This window comes from Hymenobacter sp. UYP22 (assembly GCF_040547285.1).
GTDB lineage: Bacteria > Bacteroidota > Bacteroidia > Cytophagales > Hymenobacteraceae > Hymenobacter.
Window position 1 is genome coordinate 594746 of the sequence record NZ_JBEPPK010000002.1, and the last position, 22260, is coordinate 617005.

Sequence of the window (22260 nt, forward strand, 5' to 3'; positions counted from 1 at the left end):
ATACATTCGGGTGTTTACTGCCACAAAAAAATCGGGCAACTTCCCGTAGAAAGTTGCCCGATAGTCAGCGGATTACCCGTTTTGTAGCTCTAGCCCCACAGTAGCTGCAGCAAGGCCAGCACTGGCAGAATGAACAGGAAAGCATCGAACCGGTCGAGCAAGCCGCCGTGCCCAGGCATGATGCGGCCCGAGTCCTTTACGCCCACGCTGCGCTTGAGCATGGATTCGGCCAAATCACCGAGGGGACCGAAGACGGCTACTGCGCCGGCGGCTACCAGGCGGTAGGTCAGGGAGAGTTCCGGCAGCAGATAGCCCAGGGCCCAACCTACTGCCAGCGTCAGCAGGAAGCCGCCCACGGCGCCTTCCCAGGTTTTGCCGGGCGAGATTTTGGGGGCCAGCTTGTGCTTACCGAAAGTTTTGCCGGCCGCGTACGCCCCCGTATCAGAAGCCCACACCAGCAGCAGCAGCGCGAAGATGCGGCGGTAGTCGTAACCGGTTTCGGTGAAGGCCACCACGTTGAGCAGACTCATGGGCAGGCTCACATACAACAGGCCCAACAGTGCCACACCCACATTGGAAAACGGCGAAAAATCCTGCTGCTCCCGGGGCCAGGCCGCCATTTCCCGCAGGATGAGGATGACGGGCAGCAGTAGCAGAATGCCCATCAGGATGATGCCGGCCGAACGGGCATCACCTACTATGACATGCATGCCCTGACCGATGGAATCCGTAGTGTTGTTTACCACCACCACGCCCAGTACACCAGCAAAAATCAGCGCGCTAATTACCCCGCCTAACAATGCCGCCGGCTTGTAGCCCGCCTGCCGCATCATGCGGTAGAACTCCCAGAGCATGCGCATCTGCACGGCACCGAAGAACAGGGCAAACGTCCAGGCGCTGTACCACACACTACCCAGCAGGAGGGCGGCCCCAATTAGCCCGAAAATGATGCGCTGGGACAGATTGGACATGCCTGGCTTGTCGGCGGGTGGCTCGGTGGAAACGGTAGCGGGGGCGGGAGAGGTAGTCAAGAGAGAGGGACAGAGAGGTATAGGGAGGGGATTGGGCTAGCAGCGGCGGCTAGTTGGCTTTGGTAGCATCAACACCATCGTGACTGAGGGTGCGAGACGCCGCTGACGTGGGCGCCGCCGGCCGACTAACAGCCACGCCCCGGGCACCCAGCGTGTGCATTTCGGTGGGCAGCGCATCGGGGCGGGGGGCCTGGGTTTGCTGATAGAGGTACCACAGCCCGGCCGCACACAGCCCCAGCGAGGCAAGCACCCAGTACCAGGGCAGCGCCTCGGTGGAGTCAGGGTCGAAATCAGAGGAAGACCACTCGCGCTGCCGGGCGTAGAGCAACACCAGCTGAAAAGCATTCTGGGCGAAGTGGGCAGCTATAGGCACCAGAATATTGCGGCTCCACTCATACAGATACCCTAGTACCAAGCCCAATACAAACCGCGGCACAAAGCCCTCGAACTGCAGATGAATGGCGCTGAACACAATGGCCGTCAGCCAGACCCCCGTGTGACGGCCGGCCCACTGCACCAGGTTGCGCTGCAACACGCCCCGGAAAAACAGCTCCTCACTCACGGCCGGTATTACGGCCATTACCAGCACCGCCACCCCAAAGCGCAGGGGTGAGGAAAAGTTGGTGAGAATCTTCAGGATGGCATTGGCCTGCTCCTCCTTGGCTACGGCCCAGGCCGGCAAATCCCACCCGGCGTTCCAGGCAATGAGCACCGACATGGCCGGCAGGCTTGCCACAATAATGAGCCCGGCCAGCAACGGCCAGCCCACCGGCACCGGGCGGCTGGGCATAAAGTAATCGGCGAGCTTGTTACCAGTAAGAGCCGCCAAAGCCAGGGCCGCGCCGCCCAGCCCGCCCAGCAGCAACACGCCCTGGCTCAGCATGGATACGCCCCAGCCATTCGGGTAGTCGGCGGGGCGCTGGGTTACGTTGCCCATATCCTGCATGCCCACCCCAAAAAACAGGTAGTTGAGCACCATCACCAGGAAACTGGCTACGCAGAACGTGGCCACTAGTAGCACCATCAACAGCCCCAGGTTGGCGAAGGGATGTAATCGGCTGGAGACGAAACCTTTCATTGGATTTAGTGCTTAGTGCTTGGATTTTAGTGCTTAGCGGCGGATAAACGAGTGTGGGCTTCCCCGCTACACCACCTACGCACCAGGCACTAGCTGCCGGGCACTAAATCCTATGTCGTAAATTTGCGCAAAATACTAGAATAGACTGCCGTGGTCCACATCCGTAACATTGCCCTGCCCGATTTCCCGCTTTTGCTCGCGCCCATGGAGGACGTGTCGGACCCACCCTTCCGGGCCGTGTGCAAGCAGGGCGGGGCCGATTTGATGTACACCGAGTTTATTTCCTCGGAAGGCCTGATCCGGGCGGCCGCCAAAAGCCGGCAGAAGCTGGACGTGTTCGACTACGAGCGGCCCATCGGCATTCAGCTGTTTGGCTCCGATGTGGAGACGATGGGTGAGTGCGCCCGTATCAGCACCGAAGCCGGCCCCGACCTCATCGACATCAACTACGGCTGCCCGGTGAAGCAGGTAGCCTGCCGGGGTGCCGGCGCGGCCCTGCTCCGCGACATTCCTAAAATGGTGGAAATGACCGCCGCCGTGGTGAAGAGCACTCACCTGCCCGTGACCGTGAAAACCCGGCTGGGCTGGGACGACTCGACCAAGAATGTGGAGGATGTAGCCGAACGCCTGCAGGATATTGGCATTGAGGCGCTTACCGTGCACGGCCGCACCCGCGTGCAGATGTACAAGGGCGAGGCCGACTGGGACCTGATTGGCCGCATCAAGAACAACCCCCGCATCAAAATTCCCATCTTCGGCAACGGTGATATTGATTCGCCCCAAAAAGCCGTAGAGTACAAAAACCGCTACGGCGTAGACGGCGTGATGATTGGCCGCGCCGCCATTGGCTACCCCTGGATTTTCCGGGAGGTGAAGCACTACGCCGCTACCGGCGAGCTACTGCCCCCACCCACCGTGGAGGAGCGGGTACAGGCCTGCCGCATGCACTTCGAGAAAAGCCTGGAGTGGAAGGGGCCCCGGGCCGGCGTGTTTGAGATGCGCCGCCACTACGCCCAGTACTTCCGGGGCCTGGAAGGGGCCCGCCAGTGGCGCACCCGCCTCGTGGACAGCAACGACCCGCTGGAAATCCACGCCATCATGGACGAAATCATTGCCGCCGAGCCGGTTTTGGTGGGGTAGCTTATCGGTTGTCGTTGAGCGTCATGCTGAGCTTGCCGAAGCATCTCTATCGAAGCTAATTAAAGAAGTTAGCACTGCGGTAGAGATGCTTCGGCAAGCTCAGCATGACGTTCTTATTTCCCTTTTTCTCCCGTTCTACTCATTATTCCACCTACTATGCCCATTGATACCCCCGCGCCAGCCGTTACGGCCGCCCCCGAGAACCCGCCCGCAGCGCCAGCGCCCCCGCACCGGGTGCCAGCCTCGGCCTGGGGGCTGCTGGTGCTGCTGGCTACCATCTGGAGCACCTCCTTTATCCTGATGAAGAAGGGGCTGGTGGTATTCTCGGCGGTGGAACTGGGGGCTACCCGCGTAACCGTAGCCGCTCTGATTTTGCTACCATTTGCTTTACGCCACGTGCGGCAAGTGGAGCAGAGCCGGTTTAAGTGGTTGCTGCTGACCGGGGTGATTGGTACATTGTTGCCCGCCTTCCTGTTTGCTTACGCCGAGACCAAAATGGCCTCGGGACTGGCCGGGGTCCTCAATGCCCTCACCGTAGCTTTCACCCTGCTGATGGGCGCGCTATTTTTCGGACAGCGGATTACGGGGCTGCGGCTGGCGGGTATTGGCGTGGGGCTGCTGGGTACCGTGGTGCTCATTGCGGTAGGTGGCAGCGGCGGTACGGCCACGCCCACCGGCGAGGGCAATGCCTGGTACGGGCTCTACATCGTGCTGGCTACCATGGGCTACGGTGTCAGCATCAACATGATCAAGCACCACTTCCAGGGTATTCCGGCGGTGGCGGTTACGGCCCTGCTGCTCATGCTCATTGGGGGCCCGGCCCTGCTATATCTGCTGCTGGGCACCGAGTTTCTGTACAAGCTCCAGCAGGTGCCCGGTGCCTGGGCAGCCTTCGGCTACATTGCCCTGCTGGCCACCATGAGCACGGCCGTGGCCATGATTCTGTTCAACAAGCTCATTCAGCAGTCTACGGCCCTGTTTGCCTCTTCCAACACCTACCTGGTACCCGTTATGGCTCTGGCCTGGGGCGTGCTGGATGGGGAAATTATCAACGCTTGGCACCTGCTGGGCATGGGCATCATTCTGCTCAGTGTGTTCATCATCAACCGGGCGAAGTAGTTCTGCCTACCTATACGCCAGGCTGTGTTAGACAGTATAAAGTCATACTTACAGTACGACCGTCATGCAGAGCGCAGCATCTTGCGTGCTGACGTTACAACAGTAATCCAACGTCAGCACGCGAGATGCTGCGCTCTGCATGACGGACTTTTTGGATACTGTTCATACAGCCAAGTGTCTGTTGCGCAGAACCGGTGCAGGCACCTTACAATCAGAAAGCGGCCAGCACCCCGAACTGCACCCATTTATGAGTGCGGGCTCCGGTGAATTCCGGGGATATCCATACGGCCGAAGCCGTGAGACGTAGGCCCGCGTAGCCCAGGCCCACGGTGCCGGTGCCCTTGGCTACTGCGCGCCGTACGGCCGAGGCAGGCAGGGTGTACGGGTTGTCGGAGCGAAGCAGGCCGCCTTGCAGGGTAGCGTTGTAGCCCACAAGGCGGCCTTCCAGCTGAGCTTCGGTGTAGAGCTGTACGCGCCGCTGCCCGGGCTGGCGGCTCACGCCCAGGTTGCTGAAATAGGGCTGCAGCAACCCCGCCCGCAGCCGGGCGCCGGCCCCGGCGTGGGTGTAGAGCGTGCCCAGCGCGGCATTTACGTCGCCTATCAACTCAGCAGCGCGGCCCAGGGCCAGCATCTGCTTTTCCAACCGCGCCTCGTAGCCCAGCACCACGTCGTTACGGATTTGGTAGTCCCAGCCCCTCGGGGTGGGTGCGCCCAGCCACTCGTGCAAAGTGGTTTGGAAGCCCTTGGCCCCGGCCGCCGGCCCGATGAACCCCAGGTTCAGGGCGGTGGTGAGGCGGTAGCGGCGGGCGGGTTGGTTGGCCACCCGGAACAGGCTGGCATACCAGTAAGAAGCATAAGGCCGGTCACCGACCCGAATAAATGGGTCCTGAATTCGCAAAGGCGTGAACCCATCGTAATGCAGCCGGACGCCGTGGTAGCGGGTGCTGCCCACCGGCACCGGGCCCAGCAGGCGGTTTACGGGCGAATGACGCAAAGCGGGCAGCACTACGCCCCCGGTCATACCCTGGGTGAAGTAGTAATCGGTGCGGAAAAAGGCGTCGTTGGCGAAGGTGTAGAACAGCAGGCGGTCAGGGCTGGTTTGGGCGCTATCGGGGCGCTGGGCGCGGGCAAATTCAGCTGCGAACAGGAAAATCAGCAGAAGCAAGGTGCGCATTGGCAGGAATACTTTCCGCTACCTACGCATCAACCTCCGGTGCGGCTTTCCGGACGAGTATAGAAGCGCATATTCGTGTCTCTTCAGCGAAACCACCGGCACGGTGCCCATTAAACAACGTCGCGCGTTTCTACCCCTATTTCAACTCTTTTCGGGTAGGTAGGGCCAGCGGTGAAACCGCTCGGGCAGGTTCAGGCGTTGCGGGTGCGCCAGCAGATAGGCTTGCACGCGGCTTAGCTCGGCGGTATCCAGTATCGGCAGCTCGTGAAAGCCGGTTTGCCAGAAATCGGCTTCGGGCGGGAGCTGCCCGCGCAGCAGGCGGCGGGCCTGGGTGGCGGTGCGCTGGTGCAGCAGCTCTACAGCCTTATAGAGCGAGAGGCCCGAGCCAGCCGGCAGGTGTAGTAAGGCGTGCAGGTGGTTGGGCAGCAACACGAAGCACGGCACCCGCAGGCCCTGCTCTTCCAGCATCAGCAACTCCCCGGCAATGGTTTCGGCCAGCTTTTCTTTGGCAAGATAATCCGGCCCCACGTTGCGGGCGTCCAGCAGAGCATCAAAGCCCACGAAAAACTGCTTCTCGGCGCGGCGGTGGGCTTCCGGGGAGGGGGCGGCCTGCTGGGCGGCTACGCGCTGGGCATGCAGGTCCCGGCCGGCCCGCGCCGGGATGGAGCCGGCTAGGCGCAAAGTGAGCAGGATGGTTTCACCTTCAGATGGGAGCATACGGTGTTAGCCCGCAGAGGGCGCAAAGGTTGACGCGGAGGGCGAGGATGCCGTTCTAGCCGGCTGGTTTCAATATCCCATTGACTTCCACCAACTCGCCCCGCTCCAATAACCCGGCCAGCACCGGTTCCAGTTGCTGGCGCATTTCCTCGCTGAGGCGGGCGAAGCCGAGCAGCCGCACGGCTGGCAGAAACACTGCCTCCCGGGGCAGCGCAAAGCTTTGCTCTACCACGATGCGCAGGGCCAGAGCCAGTTCCTCAGGAGCCACGAACGTGAGTTTGCGGGAAATGGCAGGCAGCTGGCTTCGGTCGCGCAGCGTCGGTTGCTGCATGGCCGGGGCCCAGAGGAAGTCGCCTTCGCGGCGCAGATAGTGCAGGTTCAGGGCCAGCAGGGCCGCATCCCGACCCACCTTGCGCAGGCGGGCCCCTACCTGACTGGCCCCGCTGGCATTGGCCAGCCGGCGGGTGGCTTCCTCCATGTGAATGGGACTTTCCACGGTCACTACCACGTTCAGCCAGTTCACCACCTGGCCCAGGCTGTACTGGTGCAGCTCCTGCTGCCGGATGGTATCGGGCAGCAGTGCCACCTGGTAGGGCACCACGGCGGGGTTGACGTCGGGGGCCACAGGCTCCTCGCGTTCCAGCTCAGCGGGTTCGGGTAGCAGCAGTTCCTCCGGCTCGTCGGGCTCATCGAGGGCGGCCAGGCGGCGGGCTTCTTCGATGGCCTGCACGGCCCGCTCGGTTTCGCGCGCCGGGTCCCGAAACCAGTCGGTGCTCCATATGCGGTGCAGCCGCCAGCCCACGGCCTCCAACACCTGCTGCCGCAGCCGGTCCCGGTCGCGGGCCGAGCGGGCCGAGTGGTACATGGCCCCGTCGCACTCAATGCCCAGCACGTAGCGGCCCGGCTGGTCGGGGTCCACTACAGCCAGGTCAATGTAGAAGCCCTGGCTGCCGATCTGGGGGCGCAGCTGGTAGCCGCGGGCCGTGAGGGCGCGGCACACGGCCTCCTCAAACGGCGACTCCATGTCGCGGCCGGTTTCCTCGTTCTGGTTGAGGCGGCCGTGCTGGGCGAAGTTGAGAAAGGTTTTGAGGGCGGCCACACCCCGGGCGCGGGTGCGGCTCAGGTCCAGGTCGTCGGCGGTGAGGTTGGTGAAGACTTCGCAGCGCTGCTTGGCGCGGGTAATCAGCACGTTGAGGCGCCGCTCGCCACCCTCCCCGTTCAGCGGCCCGAAGCTCATGCTCAGGTAGCCTTCCCGGGTGCGGCCGTAGCCGATGCTGATCAGAATCACGTCCCGCTCGTCGCCCTGCACGTTTTCCAGGTTCTTGATGAAGAACGGCTCGTGGCGGTGGGCGGCGAAAAAGGCCTCGGTTTCGGGGTGCTGGCGGCGCAGCACTTCCAGCGCATCCTGAATAGCCTGGCGTTGCACCGTGCTGAAGGCCACCACCCCCAGTGTGAGCCGGGGCGTAGTGCGGGCGTGGTGCAGTACCGCCGCCGCCACCGCCTGCGCCTCCTGCGGATTGGTGCGCGTGGTGCCCCGCTCGTAGTAGGTTTCGGGCAGATGATGGTACACCAGCCCTAGCTGCCCTTTGCCGCCGGGGCTCGGGAAAATCACCAGCTTATCCTCGTAAAACAGGTGATTTGAAGCCGCAATCAGTGACTGATGCAGACTGCGGTAGTGCCAGCGCAGCATCCGCTCGGGCATCTGCCGGGCCTTGCACAGCTCCAGAATGCTCTGGATGTCAGCCGTTACATTTTCATCGTCGGCCGCCTCGCCGGTGCCGGTCAGGGAGTCGAAGAAGGAGGTGGGCGGCAGCTGCTTGGAATCACCCACTACCACCAGCCGCTTGCCCCGCGCCACCGCGCCCAGCGCATCCACCGGCTTCACCTGCGAGGCTTCATCGAACACCACGAGGTCGAACTCCACCGCGCCGGGCGGCAAAAAGCCGGCCACCGACAGCGGCGACATCATAAATACCGGCTTGATGGCCTGCACCACCCGCCCGGCCCGCTGCATGAGCTGGCGGATGGGCAGGTGGCGGGTTTTCTTGGCGAATTCATGTTTAAGACTACCCATCTGGCCGCCGGCCGTGGGCAGCAGCGGGTTGGGCAGGTTATCAAAGTGCCGCGTCATGGCGCGGGCGCGGTTGTGAAGCAGGCTGGCCCGGTCGGCGGCGCGGAACTGAGCGGCTACGTCCTCGTGCCCGGCCCGCTCGAACTGCGGCAAGGCCGGAAACTGCGTGTAGGCCAGCCGCTGCAAATATTCCAGCCAGGTTTGCCGCACCGCCGCCACCAGGTAGCGCGGGGCTTCGGGCCAGGTTTCAGCCAAGGGTAATAACTCCGGCCGGCCCTCGATGCGCACCACAGCGGCCACGTTGTTCCACTCCAGCGCCATCTGCAAGGCCGGCACATCCGCCGCCCAGGCAGCCAGCAACCCGGCCTGCACCGGCAACGGCTGCGCCACCAGCGGCCCGGCCTCCCCGAAACGAAGGGTTTCATCCAGCGCCAGCGCCTCCACCACGGCCGACACCGTGCGCTGTTGCTCGGCCAGGGCAGTTTCTACGGCTTGCGCGGCGGCAACCAGAGCAGCAGGCAGCGGCGTGGCAGCCACCCAGGCGCGTAACAGCTCCTTTTGGGAGTCGAAGGGTTGCCGCGTCCAATCAGTAGCCAAGCCGAATGAGAAAGCGCCGGGCACGGCCTGCCAGATAGCCTGTTCCGCCTGCTTCACCTGCTGCAAAGCAGCGGAACAGGCCGCCACCTGCGCGGCAATAGTATCGGCGCGGGGCGTAGCGGCTGCCCAGGCCACCAGGGCAGCGGCCTGCGCGGCAAACGGCTCTTCCAACAACTTATCAGTCAGACTGTGCGGCTGTTGCCCGGAAGTTTGGCAGGCGGCTACGGCAGCTTGCATGGCCTGTTGGTGCCGGGGCAGAGCGGCTTTCAGGGACGTGAGAGGTGCAGCTAAAGCGGCGGCTTCCGGGCTGGTAGCCAGGTAGGGCAGAATGGCGGCGGGCAGGCGCTGTTGGGCTAGTAGCTGGTGCGTGTGGGTGAGGTAGTCGGCGGCGCGCAGCAAAGCGGGCCAGTCGGAGGCCTCGGCCTGCCAGCCTGCGCCAAAAAGCCGACCGGCCAACGTGCTGATTTCTTGCAACGTCCGGGCGTGGCGGGCAGCCGCGTGGATGTCATCAATAACGGCCATAACTTCCGCCGCCGCACCGGGCAGAGGCTGCCGCCACAACTGCTGCAACCGGCGGCGGGCCCGGCGGTAGTCGCCGCTCAGAAAGCGCCACCACTTGCTGCCGGTAGTCAGCAGCACGGCCCGCTCGGCAGCCAGATCCTGCCCCCAGGCTTCGGGCAGCAGCGTGGGCGCGTGGCGCTGGCGCAGGTTGTCGAGGGTAACGGCGGCCTGGTGCGCGGCGGGCAAAGGGCTGTTGGGCTGCTGCCAAAACGCATCGGCTACGGCCACGCCGGGCAAGGGCGGAGCCAAGGCGGCGTGCTCGGCCAGGGGCAGCAGCGCGGCGGCCGTAGCGTAGTCGGGCGGGGTGGGTACGCCCAGCAGCCGGGCCAACTCATCAGCCGCCGTCTGCACCGCTCCAACGGCCGCCTCAGCCTCACCCGAATGCGCTATCAATGCTTCGCCGTGCCGCTGCCGGGCTAGATTTATCAGGTTTTCAGCGGTGGGCAGGTCCGTAGGCTCCGGGGTCTGGAGCAAACGGGCTAACTCTGAAGCGGCAGCCTGCAACGCCTCCACCGCAGCCTCGGCTGCTACCTGGTGGGCGGCTTCGGCTTCCCGCTGGGCCTGTACTGCCATGGGCCGCAACGCCACTACGGCAGCGGCATCAGGCGGCGCGGGCACGCCCAGTAGTGCGGCCTGCGCGACGCTGGTATGCACTAAGTTATCCACGGCCTGCCGGGCGGCGGCTAGTTTGGCGACCAACTCCTCCTGGTCGGGGGGCAGCAGCATGGTGAGGCCGGAACCCCAGAACAGCAGCTGCGGGGGCGGGCCGATTTTCTGCAAGGTGGCCTGGAGGCGGCCAGCCAGCACCTCGGCGCGGGTAGCGTCGGCATCGGTCCAGGTGGCGAGGTCGGCGAAGGGCGGGCGGGGCAACGACTGCGCGCCCACCTCCTCCCGCAACGCCAGCAGGGCTCCGGCCACCTGCTGGGCTGTGCGGCGGCTGCGGCCCAGGGGCGCATTCACGGCCAGGGCGTAGCGGTTCAGCTGCTCACGCAGCGGCGGCAGCTGGGCAATCTGCTCATCCAGCATGGTGGATGCGGCGGGGCGGCCCAGCGCCAGGGTGGCGCGCAGTTCATCATGGAGGCTTTTTTTATTGGCTTTGTTGCTGTGCAGCTCCAGACAGGCCGCGCCCAGTCCCAGGGCGTCGAGGCGGCGCTTCACCACTTCCAGCGCCGCCATTTTCTCGGCCACGAATAGCACCTTTTTGCCCGCTCCGATGGCCTCAGCCAGCAGGTTGGCAATGGTCTGCGACTTCCCAGTGCCGGGCGGACCCTGAATCACGAGGTTGCGGCCTTCCTGCACGGCCAGCAGCGCCAGCAGTTGGGAGGAGTCGGCATCCAGTACCTGGTGCAGCTCGTGAGCCGGGCTGTCGGTATCCAGAAACGAGCCTTCGCCCACGCTGGGCGGCGCATCATCGAAGCCGGCTTCCTGGTCGAGCAAAGAGCGGATGGCCGGGTGCGTCAGCAGCTCGGAGGCACCGTTGGCCGTGGTGGGCCAAGTCGCGGGGTCCAGGTCCCGGTAGAGCATCAGCTTGCTGAAGGAGAAGAATCCCAGGGCAATGGCATCGGCTTCCACGCGCCAGCGGCTGCGGCCGGCCAGCGCCTCCCGTACGGCCTCAAAATACGCTGGCAGCGGCTGGTTATCGGGGTCAGGCAAGGGCAGCAGGATACCGAAATCAGCCTTCAGACGGGCTTGGAGGCTTAAGTTGCCTTCCACCTCGGCCCCCGAATAGGTGAGCTTGAACCGCTCGGCCACGGTGCCGCGCTCCAGCACTACGGGCACCAGCACCAGCGGCGCTTTGCGCGGCTCCGGGCTGCTTTCGGCCTCGTACCAGCTGAGTTGGCCCAGGGCCAGGTAGAGGATGTTGACCCCGGTTTCCTCCAGGCTGGTGCGGGCCGTATAGTAGGTGTTGAGCAGGCGGGTTTCCAGGCGGGCCAGCGGCTCGGCAGTTTGTAGCTTGTTATCGGTCAGTGAGGCTTTTTGCTCGGCCTCCGACAGCGCCACGGGCGGATGCTCTTCCAGATAATCCTCCAGCGTTGAAGCCGCTTCCGGAACCGGTTCGCCAGGGGCAGGGGCCATTTCCGGAGCCGCAGCCAGTTCGGGTGTTGTGCCTGGCTGCAGCCGGGGCGCGGTTTCAGTGGCGGGCTTGTTCCGGGCCGGCTCGGGGGCGGCTGAGAAGTACATGGTTTTGCCCTGGCGCACCAGAATATCGAGCACCTGCGCCGATTCCTCGCGCACTACTGCCACGCCCTGGGCCTTAGAGAGGCGGAAGTTGAGCAGTGGATTGCGCATCCCCAGATCCAGCAGCTCCTGGCGGGAGGCTTCGAGGCGGGAGGCGAGGGCAGCAGCAACGGCTGAATCGGTAACGAACTCCATACTAACAGGCTAGGCAGGCGGGCAGCATGTTGCCCAGCATCAAGTATAGGACTACGCCCCGTAAGGCGCAAGCAAAAGCCCGGCACCCCAGCAGATTTACCGTGGCACCGGGCTTTTGCTTGCACTTCCGGCAAACGGTGACTAGTGGGCAGCTTTCCGCAGCCCCAGCTTGCTGTGTTTGTAGCCGTAGTTGAAGTACAGCGCCAGCCCAATAATCAGCCAGCCGAAGAACAGCAGCCAGTTGTTGATGCCCAGCTGCGTCATCAAGTAGAGGTTGGTCAGTAGCCCCAGCACCGGCAGCAGGCTCAGCTTTTTGCGGAACGACAGCCAGGCCAGCGCCAGGCAGAACACGAAGAACACCAGCATTGGGATGTAGTGGCGGGCTTCCTCATAGCCACTGCCTAGGGCCGCCGTAAACTCGCTGATACCAGCTTGGTTGTACAGCAGCAGCAGTACCGCCCCTACCAGCAACACCAGCGGCACCAGAAACTGCCCGTTGATGTAGGGCACCTTGAAGCGGGCGTCGCTCTGGCCAAGGGGGTCGATGATGAGGATGCCGCCGCACACCAGGGCAAAGGCAAACAGCGTCCCGATGGAGGTCAGGTCAATCACCAAATCCATGTTGAGCAGCATAGCCGGCACGCCCACAAAAAAGCCCGTCACGATGGTGCTGAACGAGGGCGTATGGAACTTGGGATGCACCCGGGAAAACACCGGCGGCAGCAGTCCGTCGCGGCTCATGGTCATCCAGATGCGGGGCTGCCCAATCTGGAACACCAGCAGTACCGAGGCCATAGCCAGCACCGCCGACACGGCCACCACGCCGCCCAGCCATTTCACGCCTACTTTGTTGAACACGTAGGCCAACGGGTCGCCCACGGCCAGCTCCTTATAGTTCACCATACCGGTAAGTACCAGTGTGATGATTACGTAGAGGATAGTGCAGATAATGAGGGCGTAAATCATGGCCCGGGGCAGGTCGCGCTGGGGATTTTTACACTCCTCGGCCGTTGTCGAAATGGCATCGAAACCGATGTAGGCAAAGAACACCGCCGACACGCCTTTCAGCACCCCGCCAATGCCGTTGGGGGCGAAGGGGCTCCAGTTTTCGGGCTGCACGTAGAACGCACCCACCAGAATCACCACGGCTACTACCACCAGCTTCAGGGCCACCAGCAGGTTGCTGGCGTTCTTGCTTTCCTTGATGCCCACGTACACCAAGGCCGTAATAGCCAGCGTGATAAGTCCGGCCGGCAGATCCAGCACCAGCCGCAGACCGCCACCCAGTTCAGGAGCGGCGCTCCAGGCGTTGTAGCCTTCCAGTTGGGCCGCCGAGGCATCGGTGAGGGGCTTGCCGGCCTCCATGAGCGCCAGCACTTCGTTGTAGTATTTGTGGGCGCTCTGCATACCCATAGTCAGCCAGATGGGCAGGTTAATACCGACCCCGCTCAGGAGCCCGGTAAAGTAATCCGACCAGCTGATGGCCACCACGATATTACCCACGGCATACTCCATAATCAGCGCCCAGCCAATAATCCAGGCGGCCAGCTCCCCGAAGGAGGCGTAGGCGTAGGTGTAGGCCGAACCCGATACGGGAATGGTGGCGGCAAACTGGGCGTAGCAGAGGGCTGAGAAGGCGCAGGCAATGGCCGTAAACACGAACAGCAACGACACGGCCGGCCCCCCATCGTGGGAGGCGTTGCCGATGGTGCTGAAAATACCGGCCCCAATTACGGCGGCAATGCCCAGGGCTGTCAGGTCGCGGACGGTGAGGTGGCGCTCCAGGCCGCCGTGGCTGTGGCCGTCGGCGTCGGCGGGCGGGTTGTGCAGGATGTCGTCGAGGCTCTTGCGGCGGAACAAACCGGTGGAGCGGGAAGGGGGAAGCGGAGTAGACAAGGCGTTGGGAGGGGTTGAAAGAGGGGCAAAAGATACAGAATAATGCCGGCGGCTGCACGTTACCCCCGCCGCTCCCTATCTTCCGGCCATGGCAACCCGCGTTTCTCTACCTGCACCCTGCCCGGCTTCTTGGGCCGATATGACGCCCGCTCCCGGCGGCCGTCACTGCGCCGCTTGCAACAAAGTAGTCGTGGATTTCACCTCGATGACCACCGCCGAGGTGGTAGCCTACCTGCAGCGCCATCCTTACGCCTGCGGTAAATTCAGCCCCGCCCATACCAATCCTATTTCCAGTTGGGCACCGTGGTTGGCAGCAGCTATGCTGTCCTTATCAGCCTGCGAATAAAGTCCAACAACTAGCTTAACATTGCCAGCTAAGCAGACAGTCGTACACCAGGATTCTATTTTGGTACGCGGCAAAGTAGTGGACAGGCAGAGCGGTCGGCCCTTGGTGCATGCCATCATTATCAGTGAGCTGGACACCACCTTGTACACCCGCACTATTGCCGACGGCACTTTTGCTCTGGTGTTACCCAACGCCTTACGCGGCACTCAACTGGTAGCGGCTCAACCCATACCAAGCAACTTACGCCCCGATGACCCCGAGCCTGGTTTGTACATTCCCCGCTACTTTTCTGCGGAAGAAAGTATGCCTACTATAATTCAGTTGCGCAACCCGGGGCCCATGATTGGTCAGCCGACTCTGGAACCGCAGGAAAACTACTCGCCGGCTGTTATGCCACGAATTATACATTTAGGCCCGCCCCCACCGCCGCCTAAACTTTCTCACTAACTTATTTCAGGCTATTGCGTGTGGAATTCGGCTTCGCGTGGCATCAGACCATTCCAACCTCAGCCCACTGCCATGCCCCGCGCCCTCACTGTTGCTATTCCCCAGCCCTGCCACGAAAACTGGGCTACCATGACGCCCGCCGTTCAGGGCCGCCACTGCGCCGCCTGCGACAAAGTAGTGGTGGATTTCACCCGCATGACCGACGCCGAAGTAGTAGCCTACCTCACCCAAACCAGCGGCCAAAGCTGCGGCCGGTTCCGGGCGGAACAATTGCAACGGCCCCTCCGAATGGCTACCGAAGCACTGGTTTCGCGGCGTTGGCTGGCTGCTGCACTGGCGTTGTTGGGTACCGCCGGCCCGGCTATGGCGCAAAGCAAGCTGCCTGCTTTGCAGGAGCAGCGGATGCTGGTGGGCGAGCCGGTGGCTCCTACTTCCATTTCTCCTGACCGGGTTATTCGGGGAAGGGTGATAGATGCGGCTACGGGCGAAGGACTACCGGGCGTCACGGTGTTGCTGAAGGGTAGCTATGTACGGATAGATACTCAAGCTGATGGCTCATTCGAATTGACATTGCCTGAGTGGGATAATCAGGAATCAATGCTCATATTCTCAATAGTTGGTTTCGACACAAAGGAACATACAATCAGAAGCTTACAACCTGCAGACAATTTTATCAAGGTGCGATTGAATCCTGATGTTAAAGGTTGGCCAGTTGTAATCCAAACAGCAGCTCCGCGCGGCCTGTGGCAGCGGCTGACGGGACTGTTGCGGCGGTAACAAGTCGGCGAGCAACGGCCTGAACCAACAATACAGATGAGCTTTTCACGTGTAACTACGTTGCATTTACCGATTCCCCCAGTACCTTTGCCGCTCATCAACTGAGGCGGTGAAGCGTGCTGAATAAGCGTAAACTGGTTGCCTGGTGGCTGTTGCTGCTGTTACTGCGGGTGCTCACGCCCGAGGCGGCCGTGTTGCGCACGCACTTTCACCAGCACACCGACGACACCGTTACCGGGCGGTATGCCGCTCAGGTAGGGGCCAAAGCCGTTCTTTCGGCCGAGCACCAGCACTGCCAGACGGAGCACCTGTTTGATGCGCCATTCCAGCCGGCTGCGCCGGTTGTACTGCCCGCACCTTTGGAATTGCGGGCGTATGCTGTGTACCGGCCGCAGGCCCCCGTGTGCCGGGCCTCGCACCTGCTGGATGGGGCCTCCTTGCGCGGTCCGCCCGCCAGCCGGGCTTAACCGGCGCCAATCCACTTTCCGGCTTACTCATGCTCGGCTCCTGGCTTATTGCCTGCGGCGCCAGCACAGTCTATCGTTTCGGGTAGCTGGTGCTCCGGCATATTGGGCGTAGCCGCTCATGGGCTGCTACTCTGCTGATTGCGCGGCTTGGATTTCGGCCATTGGGCCGTTGCGCGCCTGCGCTTTGCTGCCTACTGCGGCGCTCCTCCTCTCACCTTCCTGACTTCAACCCGCCCGCTGGCTTTGCGGCTCTGGGCCTGGGTACGCGCTTTTTTTCATGCAACGACTACTAGCTTGTCTGCTGCTGCTCTGGCCTTTGCTGGGGGCGGCGCAGTTTTCCACGGGCCACATTGATGGGCACGTAAACGGCCCCAACGGCCACGGCCTCGAAGCCATTTCGGTGGTGGAAACCTCCGGCCGCTTCTCGGCTTTTACGGGGGCCGACGGGCACTTCTCCCTCACCCTGCCGCTGGGCGAATACACGCTTATTACCCGCAGCCTGAGCTATCAGGAGCAGCGCCGCGCGGTGGTACTGACCACTGAAACACCCACGCTGACGGTAGATTTCACCCTGCAGCCCACTACCACCGCGTTGCAGGAAGTAGAGGTGCTGGGCCGCACCGAGAAAACCTACAAGAGCGACTACAGCTTTGTGGGCACGCGCACGGCCACCGAGCTCATTGACGTGCCGCAGTCCATATCCACGGTGACCAAGGAACTGATGGAGGACCGGCAGGCGCTGCGCCTCACCGAAACGGTGAAGAACGTGGCCGGCGTCAGCCAGTACTCGCACTACGACGACTTTACGATTCGAGGGTTCCGCAACGGTTACGAGAGTGGTTTCCGGCTGCTGAATGGGTTGCGCTCGGGCTTTAGCTTCGGCAACGCGTTTACCCAGGCGCCGCTGACGGTGAACCTAGAGCGGGTGGAAGTGCTGAAAGGGCCCGGCGCGGCCATGTTTGGCGACATCAACCCCGGCGGCACCATCAACATGGTGACGAAGAAGCCCTTGCAGACCGACCGCAAGGCCCTCACGTTTTCCACGGGCAGCTTCAACACCACCCGCGTCACTGCCGACTTCACCGGCCCGCTCACCGAGCAGAAAAACGTGCTCTACCGCTTCAACGCGGGCTACGAGAAGAGCAACACGTTCCGCGACGTGAACGATACCCGCTCCCTGATGCTGGCGCCCACCGTGACGTTCTTGGTGTCGGATAAAACCACGCTCAACGCCGAACTGGTGTACACGGCCATTGATGGCTACCTTGACCGGGGCCTGCCCATTAAAAGCAACAACCTGTACGGGGTGCCCCGCTCCTTCACGCTGAGCCAGCCGAGCGACTATTTCCGCACGAAGACCTACTACCTCAACGCCTCGCTCAACCACCGCTTCACCGACTGGCTCTCGTTCAACGCATCCTACCTGGATTTCACTTTCAACGAGAACCTGAGTGAGCACCGCACGCTCAACTCCTACGATAACTCGGACCCCAGCAAGCCCACCAACTCGGTGATGAACCTGCGCTACTTTGACCGCCGCGCCGAGGAGTACACCAAGAACCTGTCGACCTACTTCGTGCTCAACCGCAGCACCGGCTCGGTGGCCCACAAAGTGGTGGCAGGGGCCGATTATATCCGCTTCAACACTGACAAGGAAAGCGCCATGTTTGAGGCGCGGCAGCGGGTGGTAACCAGCGTGAGCAACGGCGTGGTCGGCCAGCGCGTGGTGCCGCTGCAACTCGATTTGAACAACCCCAGCTACGAAATCCGGGACCCGAGCACCTACGTGCGGCGGCCCACCCCGGCGTTTTTCCTTGACTACATCAACGCCGTGTACCACACCACCGGCCTGTATGTGCAGGACCAGCTGGCGGTAACGCCCCGCCTGGGGCTGCTGCTGGGGGCGCGCTACGAGCTGTTTGCCGATGAGCGGGACTACGGCGACGGCTCGACGAACATTCCCCAGACCAAGTTTCTGCCCCGGGCGGGCCTCACCTTCGCTTTGCGCGACAACCTGAATTACTTTGCCAGCTACAGCGCCGGCTTCCGGCCGCTGCGGCCCGAGCTGATTCGCTTCCCGGAGCGCTACGGCCGCTCGGAGCCTTTCAGCCCGGAAACCAGCTACCAGCTGGAAACCGGCCTGAAAGGGGAGTTTTTCCAGAAGGCGCTGTTTGCTACCGTGGCCGCCTACCAGATTGAGCGCCGTAACCAGCTGGTGGCTACCGGTGCCCTCACGGCCGAGGGAGCCGCCATTTACCGCCAGAACCAGGCCCGCTCGCGCGGGGTAGAGGTGGAGCTGACGGGCAACATCCTGCCCAATTTCAGCCTGAACACCAGCTATGCCTTCAACCACACGGAGGTAACCAAAGCCGACCTCGCGGCCGAGCAGGGCCAACCCCTGGCCAACGCCCCCCGCAACTCGGGCGGTTTGTGGGCCAAGTACACCTTCCTCTCGCCGGGTCTGCGTGGCCTGGGCGTGGCCGTGGGGGGCAACTTCGTCACCCGTCGCCGCTTCGAAAACCAGGTGAAGCCCCTGGATAGCGGCCCCGACGAGTGGGCCTACTGGCCTGGCTACGCCGTGGCCGACATGGCCCTGTTCTACACCGTCAACCGCTTCAACTTCCACGTGAACCTGAACAACGTGTTGAACAAGAACTACTTCGTGGGCGGCTACGACTACTTCCGGGCCAGCCCCGGTGCCCCCCGCAACTTCATGACCACGCTGGGCTACACGTTTTGATTTGCGCCGGTCCGACGCCCCCGAGCCAGGCAGATTGCTTTCGGCCCTTCTTTCTCACTACTCGGTACTCACTACTTAGTACTACTCATGACCTACCTTCTCGAAGCCCGGGAGCTGCGCAAGCAGTACGCCGATAAGCTGGCCCTGCGCGGGCTGAATTTGCAGATTGCGCCGGGCGAAATATTCTGCTTGCTGGGCCAGAACGGGGCCGGCAAAAGCACCACCATCAACCTGTTTCTGGGGTTCGTGCAGCCCACTTCGGGCGCGGCCTTCGTGAACGGGCTGGAAGTGGCCGCCAATCCGCTCGAAATCAAGAAGCACCTGGCGTACATTCCGGAAAACGTGCTGCTCTACCCCCACTTGTCGGGGCTGGAAAACCTGGCGCTGTTCAGTAGTCTGGCCGGCTTCAAGTACCCGGAGAGCGAACTGCTGGCGTACCTGACTGATGCCGGGCTGCCCGCGGAGGCCGTGCGGCGGCGGGTGGGTGCCTACTCCAAGGGCATGCGCCAGAAAGTGGGTATTGCCATTGCCGTGGCCAAACACGCCAAGGTGCTGCTGCTCGATGAGCCCACCTCCGGCCTCGACCCCAAAGCCAGCAACGAGTTTTCCGAGCTGTTGCACCGCCTCAGCGGCCAGGGCACGGCCGTGCTCATGGCCACCCACGACATCTTCCGGGCCAAGGAAGTGGGCACCCGCGTGGGCATCATGCGCGAAGGCGAGCTGGTGGACGTGCGCCCCACCGCCGCCCTCAACGCCCAAGGGCTGGAGCAGCTCTACCTCACCTACATGCACTAGCCGATGATCCGGAGCATTGCGCAAAAAGAATTCGTCAGCACCCTGCGCGACCGGCGCTTTGCGGTGCTGAGCGGCCTGGTACTACTGCTACTACTGGCCGCCACGCTGGTGGGCCGGGCCTCGTTCCGCACCCTGCAGCAGGAGCGCCAGCTGGCCCAGCAAACCGTCAACGATAAGTTCCGGAACCAGCCGGCCCGGCACCCGCACCGCGTGGCCCACTACGGCTCGTATGCGTTTCGGCCGAAATCGGGGCTGAGCTTGCTGGATGGGGGCGTGGACGCCTTTACCGGCAGCGCCGTGTATCTGGAGGCGCACCAGCAGAACAGCATCAACTTCAGCCAGGCCCAGCAGGTTGGTTCACTCATTCGATTTGGGGAGATGACCGTGGCCTTTGTGCTGCAACTGCTGGTGCCGCTGCTCATTATTTTCCTCTGTTTCGGGGCTTTTTCCGAGGAGCGCGCCACGGGTACGCTCAAGCTGCTGCTCAGCCAGGGCGTAACTATGCGGCAGGTGGCCTGGGGCAAGATTCGAGGGTACAGCCAGGCCGTGGCGTTGGTGGTAGCGCCGGCGTTGGCGCTGGCGGCAGCCCTGCTGTTTACGGGTGAAGAGTTTGCCAGCAGCCTTGATCTGGTGGCCCGGCTGGCCTTGTTTGTGGTGGGCTACGCGGTGTATTTCTTCTTGTTCGTGGTGGGCGCGGTGGTGGTTTCGGCCTGGCAGGCCAGCTCCCGCGCGGCCCTGGTTACGCTACTGGGTCTCTGGATTTTGGGCGGCGTGATTCTACCCAAGGCCACGGCCAACCTGGGTGCCACGCTCTACCCCACCGTCACCAAGGCCCAGATGGACGCCGAGGTGCACGACGAAGCCCAGCACGGCATCGACGGCCACGATCCGCACGACCAGCGCGCCGAAGCCCTGAAAGCCGACCTGCTGAAAAAGTACGGGGTTGACTCCGAGGAAAAGCTGCCCGTGAGCCTAGCCGGGGTGCAGATGGCAGCCGGCGAGGAGTATTCCGCGAAAGTCTACCAGCAGCATTTCGCCGAGCTGAACGCCACCTATGAGCGTCAAAACCGCCTGTCGGAGTGGGCCGGCTTGCTGAATCCCTACCAGGCCATCCGGCCGCTGTCGATGGGCCTGGCCGGCTCCGATTTTGCTCACTACGTGCACTTCCAGCAAGCCGCTGAGGCTTACCGATACGGGCTGGTGCAGCGCCTGAACGGCCTGCAGGCTAACATGGGCTATGGCGACAAAGAACGGCGCCTGGATGCCAGCACCTGGCAGAAGCTGCCGGTTTTCAGCTACCAGGCCCCGCCGCTAGGCTGGGCGCTGCCGCGCCTGCTGCTGCCGGTGGTAGCCCTGCTGCTGTGGGCCGTGGGGTTGTGCTGGCTGGGGCTGCGCCTGATTTCTAAAACGTCTGTTGCCTAAGCTGATGCGTGTATTCTCGATATTGTTCGCGGCCGAGTGGCGCCACTTTCGGGCTGCCAAGGGCCTGGTATTGCTCTGCGGGTTACTACTGGCTACGGGCCTCTACGGCATCTATTACGGCACCACCGAAATAGCCCGGCAGCGCCAGCAGCTGGCCGCGTTGCCCGAGCTAACCCGCCGCAACGTGGAGGAGTTGAAAGTGAAGTTCCCGAACGCCGCCGACGCCGGCGACATAGGCTACTACCACTCCACCTTCGCCGTGCACCACCCCGACCCGTGGGCGGCCCTTTCTTTGGGGTTGCGCGACGTGAACCCCAGCTACGTGAAGCTGCGCCTGCTGGGCCTGCAAAACCAGCTCTACGCCACCGACAATACCAACCCCCTGAAGCTGCTCAGCGGCAATTTCGACCTGGCTTTTGTGCTGGTGTATCTGCTGCCGCTGCTCATCATTGCCCTGAGCTTCAATTTGTTGTCCAGCGAGCGGGAAGAGGGTATTCTGCCGCTGCTGCTGGCCCAACCCATCCGGCCGGCTACGGTCATCGGAGCCAAGCTCGCCTTCCGGATGGCCGTGGTGCTAGGCTTGGTGTGGCTGTTGTCGGTGGCAGGGATGATGTGGGCGGGGGTCCCGCTGGATAGCCGCGTAGTTAGCTGGTTGGCGTTGAGCACCTTGTACTGCTTGTTCTGGTTTGGGGTGGTGCTGGTGGTGACAGCCTTGCAACGCACCTCGGCCGTGAATGCCGTGGCCCTGCTGGGCGTGTGGCTTTTGCTGGTGGTGCTGGTGCCGAGCCTGCTGAGTTTGGGGGTAGCCGCGGCCCGGCCGTTGCCGCAGGGTATCGAGCTGACCATCAAGCAGCGCGAGGAAATCCACGGGGGCTGGGACCGGCCCAAAGCGGAAACCATGAACCGCTTTTTCGCCCTCTACCCGCAGTTCCGCGACACGGCCACCATTCGGGAGCGGTTTGTGTGGCGCTGGTACTACGCCTTCCAGCACCTCGGCGACCTGGCCGTGGCTCCGCAGGCCGCCGCCTACGCCACCGGTTTGCAGGCACGTCACAACCTGGCGGAAAGCCTCAACCTGCTTTCTCCGGCCATAAACGCCCAAACCAGCCTCAACGCCCTGGCCGGCTCCGACCTGCCCACCCACTTGGCGTTCCAGCGCAGTGCCACCCGCTACCACGATGCGCTACGGGCGTTTTATTACCCCTTCCTATTCCGCAAAGTCGCCTTCACCCACACCGACTATGCCCAGGAGCCCCGCCACTCCTTCACCAGTCAGCCCGAGCTAGCCACCGCCCAGCGCGGCCTGTTCAAGCTACTGCTGAGCGTAGTGGCGGTGTTCGGATTGGGCCTGGCGTTACTGCGGGTGCGCCCGGTGCTGCCGCGCTAGCACTTTTAGAAGCTTGTTTCACGTGTTGTGTCATTCCGAGCATGTTGCGTCTAGAGCAAGGACGCAACATGCTCGGAATGACGTTCTATGATACATACTCGTTCAGCCTATATCTGTATTCT

Annotated in this window: 15 protein-coding genes; 9 read left to right on the plus strand and 6 right to left on the minus strand. The window is 62.9% G+C overall.

Annotation, left to right across the window (positions count from 1 at the left end):
- Nucleotides 1–89: 89 nt before the first annotated feature.
- Nucleotides 90–1031 carry a phosphatidate cytidylyltransferase gene (locus ABIB60_RS05915; protein WP_354578411.1) on the minus strand — a complete coding sequence of 314 codons (942 nt, stop codon included), beginning with the start codon at nt 1029–1031 and terminating at the stop codon, nt 90–92.
- A 49-nt stretch (nt 1032–1080) separates the two neighbouring features.
- The gene (locus ABIB60_RS05920; protein WP_354578412.1) at nt 1081–2109 is read right to left on the minus strand and encodes a CPBP family intramembrane glutamic endopeptidase; all 1029 of its coding nucleotides are present in this window, start codon (nt 2107–2109) and stop codon (nt 1081–1083) included.
- Between the two features lie 150 nt (nt 2110–2259).
- On the opposite strand from ABIB60_RS05920, the gene dusB reads away from it, so the two are divergent.
- Together dusB and ABIB60_RS05930 are read left to right on the plus strand one after the other, a co-directional pair.
- A complete protein-coding gene (gene dusB / locus ABIB60_RS05925) occupies nt 2260–3249 on the plus strand; it encodes a tRNA dihydrouridine synthase DusB (RefSeq protein WP_354578414.1) in 990 nt (329 codons plus the stop codon).
- A gap of 156 nt (nt 3250–3405) precedes the next feature.
- Nucleotides 3406–4368 carry a DMT family transporter gene (locus tag ABIB60_RS05930; protein WP_354578415.1) on the plus strand — a complete coding sequence of 321 codons (963 nt, stop codon included), beginning with the start codon at nt 3406–3408 and terminating at the stop codon, nt 4366–4368.
- Between the two features lie 211 nt (nt 4369–4579).
- Here ABIB60_RS05930 and ABIB60_RS05935 read toward each other — a convergent pair whose 3' ends face one another.
- The 4 genes from ABIB60_RS05935 to ABIB60_RS05950 form a co-directional block, all read right to left on the minus strand.
- Nucleotides 4580–5542: a lipid A-modifier LpxR family protein gene (locus ABIB60_RS05935; protein WP_354578416.1), complete on the minus strand. Its 963-nt coding sequence runs from the start codon at nt 5540–5542 to the stop codon at nt 4580–4582.
- A gap of 141 nt (nt 5543–5683) precedes the next feature.
- Nucleotides 5684–6259, minus strand: coding sequence for a hypothetical protein (locus ABIB60_RS05940; protein ID WP_354578418.1), 576 nt, complete (start codon nt 6257–6259; stop codon nt 5684–5686).
- 55 nt (nt 6260–6314) lie between these two features.
- Nucleotides 6315–11861 (minus strand): DUF3320 domain-containing protein, encoded by a 5547-nt coding sequence (locus ABIB60_RS05945; RefSeq protein WP_354578419.1) that lies wholly within the window; start codon nt 11859–11861, stop codon nt 6315–6317.
- A gap of 141 nt (nt 11862–12002) precedes the next feature.
- Nucleotides 12003–13757 (minus strand): amino acid permease, encoded by a 1755-nt coding sequence (locus ABIB60_RS05950; RefSeq protein WP_354578420.1) that lies wholly within the window; start codon nt 13755–13757, stop codon nt 12003–12005.
- 88 nt (nt 13758–13845) lie between these two features.
- On the opposite strand from ABIB60_RS05950, the gene ABIB60_RS05955 reads away from it, so the two are divergent.
- The 7 genes from ABIB60_RS05955 to ABIB60_RS05985 all read left to right on the plus strand — a co-directional run bounded on the left by ABIB60_RS05955 (nt 13846) and on the right by ABIB60_RS05985 (nt 22138).
- On the plus strand, nt 13846–14103 hold the full coding sequence (locus ABIB60_RS05955) for a hypothetical protein (protein ID WP_354578421.1): 258 nt from the start codon (nt 13846–13848) through the stop codon (nt 14101–14103).
- Nucleotides 14104–14679: 576 nt separating this feature from the next.
- A complete protein-coding gene (locus ABIB60_RS05960) occupies nt 14680–15327 on the plus strand; it encodes a carboxypeptidase-like regulatory domain-containing protein (protein ID WP_354578422.1) in 648 nt (215 codons plus the stop codon).
- Nucleotides 15328–15443: 116 nt separating this feature from the next.
- Entirely contained in the window at nt 15444–15794 is a 351-nt protein-coding gene (locus tag ABIB60_RS05965) for a hypothetical protein (protein ID WP_354578423.1), read from the plus strand.
- Between the two features lie 277 nt (nt 15795–16071).
- A complete protein-coding gene (locus ABIB60_RS05970; RefSeq protein WP_354578424.1) occupies nt 16072–18534 on the plus strand; it encodes a TonB-dependent siderophore receptor in 2463 nt (820 codons plus the stop codon).
- An 87-nt stretch (nt 18535–18621) separates the two neighbouring features.
- Nucleotides 18622–19329 carry an ABC transporter ATP-binding protein gene (locus tag ABIB60_RS05975; protein WP_354578425.1) on the plus strand — a complete coding sequence of 236 codons (708 nt, stop codon included), beginning with the start codon at nt 18622–18624 and terminating at the stop codon, nt 19327–19329.
- Between the two features lie 3 nt (nt 19330–19332).
- The gene (locus ABIB60_RS05980; protein ID WP_354578426.1) at nt 19333–20751 is read left to right on the plus strand and encodes an ABC transporter permease; all 1419 of its coding nucleotides are present in this window, start codon (nt 19333–19335) and stop codon (nt 20749–20751) included.
- 4 nt (nt 20752–20755) lie between these two features.
- On the plus strand, nt 20756–22138 hold the full coding sequence (locus ABIB60_RS05985; RefSeq protein ID WP_354578427.1) for an ABC transporter permease: 1383 nt from the start codon (nt 20756–20758) through the stop codon (nt 22136–22138).
- The last annotated feature ends 122 nt before the right edge of the window (nt 22139–22260 follow it).

Bases quoted from the DNA above. Each gene is read 5' to 3' on its own strand.
- ABIB60_RS05920 (WP_354578412.1), bottom strand. From the start codon at position 2,109: ATGAAAGGTTTCGTCTCCAGCCGATTACATCCCTTCGCCAACCTGGGG.
- ABIB60_RS05930 (WP_354578415.1), top strand. From the start codon at position 3,406: ATGCCCATTGATACCCCCGCGCCAGCCGTTACGGCCGCCCCCGAGAAC.
- ABIB60_RS05935 (WP_354578416.1), bottom strand. From the start codon at position 5,542: ATGCGCACCTTGCTTCTGCTGATTTTCCTGTTCGCAGCTGAATTTGCC.
- ABIB60_RS05940 (WP_354578418.1), bottom strand. From the start codon at position 6,259: ATGCTCCCATCTGAAGGTGAAACCATCCTGCTCACTTTGCGCCTAGCC.
- ABIB60_RS05945 (WP_354578419.1), bottom strand. From the start codon at position 11,861: ATGGAGTTCGTTACCGATTCAGCCGTTGCTGCTGCCCTCGCCTCCCGC.
- ABIB60_RS05955 (WP_354578421.1), top strand. From the start codon at position 13,846: ATGGCAACCCGCGTTTCTCTACCTGCACCCTGCCCGGCTTCTTGGGCC.
- ABIB60_RS05960 (WP_354578422.1), top strand. From the start codon at position 14,680: ATGACGCCCGCCGTTCAGGGCCGCCACTGCGCCGCCTGCGACAAAGTA.
- ABIB60_RS05970 (WP_354578424.1), top strand. From the start codon at position 16,072: ATGCAACGACTACTAGCTTGTCTGCTGCTGCTCTGGCCTTTGCTGGGG.
- ABIB60_RS05975 (WP_354578425.1), top strand. From the start codon at position 18,622: ATGACCTACCTTCTCGAAGCCCGGGAGCTGCGCAAGCAGTACGCCGAT.
- ABIB60_RS05980 (WP_354578426.1), top strand. From the start codon at position 19,333: ATGATCCGGAGCATTGCGCAAAAAGAATTCGTCAGCACCCTGCGCGAC.
- ABIB60_RS05985 (WP_354578427.1), top strand. From the start codon at position 20,756: ATGCGTGTATTCTCGATATTGTTCGCGGCCGAGTGGCGCCACTTTCGG.